This is a genomic window from Devosia sp. (assembly GCF_028290645.1).
In the GTDB taxonomy this organism is placed as follows: domain Bacteria; phylum Pseudomonadota; class Alphaproteobacteria; order Rhizobiales; family Devosiaceae; genus Devosia_A.
The window spans coordinates 1-8,080 of sequence record NZ_JAQGJL010000119.1 but is presented as its reverse complement, the minus strand read 5'-3'; the positions used below and the strand labels follow the sequence as shown (position 1 = coordinate 8,080).

Here is an 8,080-nt window from a genome sequence, read left to right as displayed (position 1 = left end):
TCGCGGCCTGGAACTTCCACAGTGTCGAGCGGGCCGCGCGCTACTTCGCCGACAATGTCGTCTATTTCGATGCCTCGGTGGGGACACCCGTCGAGGGGAAGGCGGCGGCAACGAGCGGGGTGGTTGCCAACTTCATCAACGCGGTGCCGGACCTGATCTGGGGCATTCGCGGGCGGCCGATCGTATCGGGCGACCGGGTGGCGTTCGAGTGGGTCTTCTCGGGCACCAACACGGGTGCCTGGGCGGACGGCACCGCAGCAAGCAACAAGCGGTTCACCATCCCCGGCGCCTCGGTGTTCGTAATCCGCGACGGACTGATCGTCTCGCAGAGCGACTACTACGACGCGCTGGGCTTCTTCAAGCAGCTGGGCTGGATCTAGCCGGCGTAGAATCCGGAGGTTTCGCGTCGGCTTGGGCCTAGCGACCCACGCGCACATGTGGTTTCGTCCGCAGCTGTTTTCGGGCGTCACCAAGGGGTGGGTGGACTATGGCTCTGTCGATCGCACAGCGGCTGGACCGGGTTAAGGTACGGCTGGATGAACTCACCTTTTGGCGGGAGCGCGAGACCGTGCCGGTCGGCGGCTGGACCCTCAACGGCCAGCCTATCGCGGTCGGCGCGCCGTGGCCGAGCCGGGACGGGGTGCAGAACTTTGCAGCATCGGTGAATGCTCCACCGCATTGGCCGCTGGCCGAGACACGACTGTTCCTCGATCTGGGCGGCGAGGCGCTGGCGACGCTGATCTATGCCGACCACAGCGTCGGCTTCGGCAACGATCCGTACCACAAGGAATTCCCGATCCGGGCGCACAACTTCCGCCTCGAAGCCGAGGCAGTGGCGCGCCTACCGTTCGGCGAGCCGGTGCGCGATCCGCATTTCAAGGCCGCGAGGCTCTGCTGGCTCGATACTGCCGTGCATGCGTTCCAGCTGCGGCTGCAGCAGGTGTTCGAGGCGGCCAGCGAACTCGAGGGGCACGAGGTGGTGCCGCACCTGATCGCGGCGGCGGAAGAGGCGTTCTATGCGCTCGACTGGCCGTCGGCCACGCAAGACTACGTCTCCCGGTTCGCCGCCGAGCGCGGCCAGCAGCGGATCTGGCAACTGCCGCCGCTGAAGGAGAACCCGGCAGGGCTCACCGATGAGCAGCGGGCCAGCGTGACGAAAGCCGACCACAAGCTGATCGAGCGGCTGCGCGAGCTGCAGCGGCGCTTCCCGCAGCAGGGCGAGATTGCGCTGACCGGGCATGCCCATATCGATCTCGCCTGGCTCTGGCCCTATTCCGAAACACGCCGGAAGATGCGGCGGACGTTCTCTACGGCCGTGTCGCTGATGGAGGGGAGCAACGAGTACCTGGCGGAGTCGGGCTTCCGGTTCAACCAGTCCACCGCGCACTACTACGCGCAGATCGAGGAGGACGATCCGGCGCTGTTTGCCAGGATCAAGGCCAAGGTAAGCGCCGGCGGCTGGGAGACGGTGGGCGGCATGTGGGTCGAGCCCGACATCAACATGCCGACCGGCGAGAGCCTGACGCGGCAGATCCTCTACGGGCAGCGCTATTTCGAGCAGAAGTTCGGGGTGCGGCATCGGGTGTGCTGGCTGCCCGACTGCTTCGGCTTTTCGGGCGGGCTGCCGCAGCTCTTGAAGCAGGGCGGGATCGACTCGTTCTTCACCATCAAGGTGAACTGGAACGACACCAACACCATCCCGGCGGACCTGTTCTGGTGGGAGGGGATCGACGGCAGCCGCGTCCTCACCCACACCTTCAACAACCCCTGGCACGGCTACAACGGCGCCGTGAACCCGCTGAGCATTTTGAAGACCTGGCGCAACTTCATGCAAAAGCCGGCGCATCCGACGTCGCTGCTTGCGGTGGGTTACGGCGACGGCGGCGGCGGGGTGACGCCCGAATATATCGAGCGCGAGATGCAGCTGCGCGATTTTCCGGCGCTCCCCAGGGCGCGCTGGAGCCGGGTGGAGGACTTTTTTGCCGCTGCGCACGAGACGGGGAAGAAGACGCAGCTGCCGGTCTGGCAGGGTGACATCTATCTTGAGCTGCACCGGGCGACGCTGACCACCCAGAGCGCCACCAAGAAGGCGCACCGGCAGGCGGAGCGGGCGCTGATCACGGCGGAGACGCTTGCCTCGCTGGCGGCGCTGATGGGGGCCGAACAGCCTGAGAGCCTCGAGCATATCTGGCGCGTGGTGCTGAAGAACGAGTTCCACGACATCCTGCCCGGCTCCTCGATCGCCGAGGTGTATGAGGATGCCGAGCGGGAATTGAACGATGCGCACGGTCGGGCACTGGCACGCCAGCAGATCGCGCTCTCGACCATCGTTGGGCAGATTCCCGACGGTGACGTGGCCGATGCGGTGGTGGTAGTGAACCCCTCGCTCAGCCGCCGGCCGACGCGCGTGACGATGACCGACGGGGCGCACTTCTCGAGCGCCGACATCATCCCGCCGCTCGGCATCCGGGTGTTCACGCGGGCTCAGCTCGAGCCGGTGCCGGGGCTGTCGGTCAGCGAGGCGCATATCGAGAATGCGCATATCCGCGCGATGATCGGCCTCGACGGCACGATCTCAAGCCTCGTCCATAAGGCGACCGGGCGCGAGGCGTTGGCGGGCCGGGGCAACCAGCTCTGGGTCTATCCGGCGGACAAGCCGCGCGACTGGGACGCCTGGGACATCGAGGAGGACTACGCCAAAAAAGGCGTGGAGCTCGATCGGCCCGAGAGCATCAAGGTGGTCGAGAACACGCCGACCCGGGCGGCGGTGCGGGTGGTGCGGCGGTTCCGCGCTTCGACCGTGACGCAGACCTATGTGCTCGAGGCGAACGGCACGCGGCTCGACGTGGTGACCGAAATCGACTGGCATGACCGGCACTGCCTGCTGCGCACGCTGACGCCGGTGGCGGTGCGGGCGTCGCGCGCGACGTTCGAGCATGCCAACGGCGTGGTGCAGCGCACGACGCATGACAACACCAGCTGGGACCAGGCGCAGTTCGAGGTGCCGGGGCACCGCTTCCTCGACATGAGCGAGCCGGGGTTCGGCGTGGCGCTGCTGAATGACGCCAAATACGGGCACAGCGCCAAGGGCAATGTGCTGGGGCTGAGCCTCGTGCGCTCGCCGGTCTATCCGGATCCCTTGGCCGACGAGGGTGGGCAACGGTTCACCTACGCGCTCTATCCGCATGCCGGCGACTGGTACGAGGGCCGGGTGCGCGAGGAGGCCGAGGACCTGAACCAGCCGTTGCTGGCGGCGGCGGCAAGCGGCGTGGCGTCGGTGCAGTTCGAGCCTATCGGGACCGAGGGGATTCCGGCGGCGCTGTCGGGGTTCAAGCCGGCCGAGGATGGGAACGGGCTGATCCTGCGCGTTTACGAGCCATCGGGGCGGCGCGGGGATTTTGCGGTGACGGCGCCGGATGGGTGGACGGTCGGCGGGAGCCTCAGCATTCTCGAGGAGCCGATGGAGCGGGGCGAGGGGGCGGAGCTCAGGCCGTTCGAGGTGCGGAGTTGGCGGATTTCGCGGGGGTAGGGGTAGAGCCGAGACTGCCCCTCACCCGGCGCTTCGCGCCACCCTCTCCCTCAAAGGGAGAGGGAAGGGGGCACAACCTGGCCACATCGCCCCTCTCCCCTTGAGGGAGAGGGTGGCTCGGCGAAGCCGAGACGGGTGAGGGGACGGTCAGCCCTTCAGCACTTCCGTATCATCCCTGCCACCCCATTCCGCCCACGCCCCGTCATACAGAACCACGTCCTTCGCCCCCGCCTGCTCGAGCGCGAGCTTCAACGTTGCCGCCGTAACCCCCGACCCGCAGGTGGTGACGATCGGCTTGTCGAGGTCGATGCCCGCTTCCGCGAACTGCGCCCGTAGCGTCTCGACCGGCTTCAGCGTGCCGTTCTCCACCAGCGTATCGGCCGGCGCACTCTTCGCCATCGGCATGTGGCCGGACTTGAGGCCGGGGCGGGGTTCCGGGGCTTCGCCGCGGAAGCGCAGGCCGGGGCGGGCGTCGGCGATCTGGCGCGCGCCGTCCTGGCTGTAGGCCTGCATCTGGTCGAGGCTGGCGACGCCGGCGGCGTCGAAGCTGACCTTGAAGGTCGTCGGTGAGCGCCTGGCTTCTCCGGCTTCCAGCGGGCGGCCCTCGGCGCGCCATTTGGGCAGGCCACCATCGAGGATGAAGACGTGCTTGGCGCCCATCGCCTCGAAGGTCCAGCGCACGCGGGGGGCCGAGAACAGGCCCATGCCGTCATAGACGACGATGGTCATGTCGTCGCCGATGCCGAGGCTGCCGGCGAGGGTACCGAAGGCTTCCGACTGCATCAGCATGTGCGGCAGGCCGGTCGAGAGATCGGCGTACTGATCGACATCGAAGAAGATGGCGCCGGGGATGTGCCCCGCCAGATATTCGGCACGCGGGTCGCGGTTGACCGCCGGGAGGTACCAGCTGCCGTCGACGATCGCGACGTCGGGGTCGGAGAGGTGCTCGGCGAGCCAGGCGGTCGAGACGAAGGGGGTGTCGGTCATGCGGAATCCTTTAGGAGCGCGCCAGCATAGCGGCTCGTAAAAGGCTTGCCAGCTAGTTCCCGAGCACCAGCACGTCGCTCGAGGCGATGCCGACGCGGACCTGGGAGCCGTGGGCAGGCGGCGGGGTGCGTTGGTCGTTGAAGGTGTCGAGGCTAATGGCGTTGCCGCCGAGGTCGACCTTGAGGCGGATCACCGAGCCGAGGAAGCTGACTTCGGCGACGCGGCCGTCTAGGACGATGTCGCGCGCTGCGCCATTGGCCAGCGACACGGCTTCCGGGCGCATGGTGAGCGCGACCGCTTCGCCATTCCGCGCCGTGGCAGGGAGGGCGGGGATGGTGACGGTGCTGCCGCCCAGCGTCACGGTCTTCGCGCCGGCATCGGCCACGGTGCCGTTGAGGGTATTGAGGGTGCCGACGAAGGTCGCGACGAACCTTGTCTGCGGGCGGTTGTAGATGTCGAAGGGCTTGCCGAACTGCTCGACATTGCCGGCATTGAGCACGACGATGCGGTCGGAGATCGACAGCGCTTCTTCCTGATCGTGGGTCACGAACACCGTGGTGATGCCCAGTTCGCGCTGGATTTCGCGGATCTGCTCGCGCAGCGACACGCGGATCTTGGCGTCGAGCGCCGAGAGCGGCTCGTCGAGCAGCAGCATGCGGGGGCTGGGCGCCAGGGCGCGGGCAAGGGCGACGCGCTGCTGCTGGCCGCCGGAGAGCTCGAACGGGTAGCGCTTGCCGTAGCCCGCGAGCCCGATGAGCTTCAGCATCTCCTCGACCCGCGCCTCGCGCTGGTCCCTGGCCATGCCGGCGATCTTGAGGCCGAAGCCGATATTGTCGGCGACGTTCATGTTGGGGAACAGCGCGTAGGCCTGGAACACCATGCCGATCTTGCGCTGGTTCGGGTTGAGGCCCGAGATGTCCTTGCCTTCGACGACGATGCGGCCCGAATCCGGGCGCTCGAAGCCGGCGATCATCCTGAGGATGGTGGTCTTGCCGCAGCCGGAGGGGCCGAGCAGGGTGACGAACTCGCCCTTGTCGAACCCGAGGTCGACGCCCTTGACGACGGCGTTGCCGCCGAAGGTCTTGACCAGCTTCTCGATGCGCAGGAATTCCTCGGCCATGGTTCAGTCCTTGCGGGCGGTCTTGGGGGCGAAGCGGGAGAGCAACTGGATCATGCCCATGGCGCCCCAGGTGATGATGAACGAGATGACGGCCAGCGCGGCAGGCTCGAACGCCCGGTTGGCGCCGACATTCTGCATGTAGACGCCGAAGGCCGGCTGGTTGAGGAGGCTCGCTATGGTGAACTCGCCGATCACAATGGCGAGGGTCAGGAAGGCGCCCGACAGCACGGCGACGATGATGTTGGGGAAAATGACACGCGCGAGGATGGTCATCTGGTTGGCGCCCAGAATGTTCGCCGCCTCGGTGAGGGTCTGGACGTCGATGGTCCTGAGCCCGGTATCGACGGCGCGGTACATGTAGGGCAGGCCAAGCGCCACATAGGCGAAGGTCAACAGGATGCCCGTGCCGACAAAGCTGCTGGTCAAGGGGAGGAGGGACGACGAGTTGTAGAGCCGGATGTAGCCGAAGACGAGCACGATGGCCGGGATGATCAGCGGCAGGAGCGTGATGAACTCGATGATCGGACGCAGTTTTGGCGCGCGCAGGCGGACATAGTAGGCCGCCGGCACGACGATCAGGATCCCGACGACGATGGTGCAGAGGCCGATGAACAGCGAGTAGCCGAGTGTCGACTGGAAGCGCGGATCGGCGAGCACATTGGCGTAGGCGTCGAAGGTGTAGCCGCTCTTGCGAATGCTGAGCGAGAAGATGAAGGTCGCGATCAGCGGGAGCAGGAAATACAGCGCTCCCAGCCCGAAGACGACCCAGGCCCAGGCCTGCCCGCGCCTCATTTGAGCCACCGCTCGGCGCGGGTGCGCACGACGAGATAGATGACGTTGGCCAGCGCAGTGATGATCACCATGCCGAGCGCGAGCGCAGCGCCGAGGCCCCGGTTGCCGAGCACGTCGCCCTGGATCTGCGCGTAGAGCAGCACGGGGACGATGTTGAGCGTCGAGCCGGTCAAGGCGTAGGCCGTGGCGATGGCGCCGAAGGCGTTGGCGAACAGCAGCGAGAGCGTGCCGAGCAGGTTCGGCCATAGCACCGGCAGCCCGACATAGCGCCAGAACTGCCACTTGGTGGCGCCCAGCGTAGAGGCGGCCTCGCTCCACTCGCGCTTCAGCCCGTCGATGGCGGGGGCGATGATGAGCACCATGAGCGGGATCTGGAAATAGAGGTAGGTGAGCGTGAGGCCCCAGAAACTCAACAGGTTGAAGCCGGCGCGGTAGAGGTCGAACCCGAACACGGTCTTGAGGATGATGGTCAAGAGGCCGAGGCGGCCCAGCGTCGCGAGGAAGGCGAAGGCCAGCGGGATGCCGGCGAAATTCGAGGCGACGCCCGAAAAGGTCATCACCGTCGAGCGGATGCCTTCGGGCAGCTTGCCGCGGATGATCGCCAGCGCGATGAGAAGTCCGAAAAGCGCGCCGAGGAGAGCCGAAGTGCCTGAGACGCGGATCGAGATCAGGAAGGAGTCGATGGTCTTGGGCGTGCCGAGATTGGCGAGGTTATCGAGCGTAAAGCTGCCGTCGGGGGCCTGGAAGGCCTGCATGACGAGATAGGACATCGGCAGCAGCAGGAACATCACGGCGAACAGGACGAACGGAGCGACCGCAAGGAGATCGCCCAGTCTGATTCCGGCAAGGAAGTTGCGCCCGCGGCCGCGCAGGACGACAGGCCCGGTTTGCACCGGGCCTGCGGAAGGTTCAGCCGTCGGATGGACGGTGGTCATCGGTCAGTTGATCTTGGCGCCGACGACGGTGTCCCACTGGCTGCTGATCTGCGTCTTGGCGGCATTCTGCTCCTCGAGTGTCGGGAACACGGCCTTGGCGTAGTTGTCGGCGGCAGGGAGCTTCGCCATCAGGTCGGCCGGCAGGCCCCCCTTGGAGGCGAGGTCGTTGAAGCGGATCGGATGGCAATAGCCGGCGAGCCAGCCGAGCTGGCCTTCGTCGGAATAGAGATATTCCATCCACAGCTTGGCCGCGTTCGGATGCGGGGCATAGGCGCTGATCGCCTGGATATAGACACCGGCCAGCACGCCGTCGGACGGGACGACGACGTCCATTTCCGGGTTGCCTTCGAAGCCATCGCGCTGGGCGAGGAGGTTGTAGTCCCAGTTGACGGCGATCGGGGTCGTGCCCTGCGCGATGGCCGAGGCCTCGGCATCGACGGGGACGAAGTTGCCCTTGTCGTTGAGCGCCTTGAAGAACTGGAGGCCCGCGTCAGCCGCACCGGCCGCATCGGCGCCGGTCGAGAGGCCGGCGGCGTAGACCGACAGGATGGCATTGTTGGCAGTGCGCGGATCACCGGCGAGCGCGACGCTGTTGGCGTAGTCGGGCTTCTGCAGGTCGGCCCAGCTGGTCGGGGTGGTGGTGACGATCGACTTGTTCACGCCGAAGGCGAGCACGCCGTAATAGTCGCCATACCAGAAGCCGTCGGCATCCTTGGC

At 66.6% G+C, this 8,080-nt stretch carries 7 protein-coding genes; 2 read left to right on the top strand and 5 right to left on the bottom strand.

Translation table 11 applies throughout. The features are described 5' to 3' along the window. Together JWQ89_RS06940 and JWQ89_RS06935 are read left to right on the top strand one after the other, a co-directional pair. Positions 1-380: ester cyclase (locus tag JWQ89_RS06940; RefSeq protein ID WP_299639574.1), on the top strand; the 380-nt coding region annotated here is incomplete at its 5' end. Positions 381-487: 107 nt separating this feature from the next. Further along, positions 488-3,529: a glycoside hydrolase family 38 C-terminal domain-containing protein gene (locus tag JWQ89_RS06935; protein ID WP_299639572.1), complete on the top strand. Its 3,042-nt coding sequence runs from the start codon at positions 488-490 to the stop codon at positions 3,527-3,529. Positions 3,530-3,676: 147 nt separating this feature from the next. Here the strand turns inward: JWQ89_RS06935 and sseA are convergent, their stop codons facing one another. The 5 genes from sseA to JWQ89_RS06910 all read right to left on the bottom strand — a co-directional run. Then, complete coding sequence (gene sseA / locus JWQ89_RS06930) at positions 3,677-4,516, bottom strand: 3-mercaptopyruvate sulfurtransferase (RefSeq protein WP_299639570.1); 840 nt, start codon at positions 4,514-4,516, stop codon at positions 3,677-3,679. A gap of 52 nt (positions 4,517-4,568) precedes the next feature. After that, positions 4,569-5,636 (bottom strand): ABC transporter ATP-binding protein, encoded by a 1,068-nt coding sequence (locus JWQ89_RS06925; RefSeq protein WP_299639568.1) that lies wholly within the window; start codon positions 5,634-5,636, stop codon positions 4,569-4,571. Positions 5,637-5,639: 3 nt separating this feature from the next. Further along, the gene (locus JWQ89_RS06920; RefSeq protein WP_299639566.1) at positions 5,640-6,428 is read right to left on the bottom strand and encodes an ABC transporter permease; all 789 of its coding nucleotides are present in this window, start codon (positions 6,426-6,428) and stop codon (positions 5,640-5,642) included. After that, complete coding sequence (locus JWQ89_RS06915; protein ID WP_299639576.1) at positions 6,425-7,216, bottom strand: ABC transporter permease subunit; 792 nt, start codon at positions 7,214-7,216, stop codon at positions 6,425-6,427. The genes JWQ89_RS06920 and JWQ89_RS06915 overlap by 4 nt, the downstream gene beginning before the upstream one ends. A 150-nt stretch (positions 7,217-7,366) precedes the next feature. Then, the coding region (locus tag JWQ89_RS06910; RefSeq protein ID WP_299639565.1) for an ABC transporter substrate-binding protein at positions 7,367-8,080 on the bottom strand (714 nt) is incomplete at its 5' end.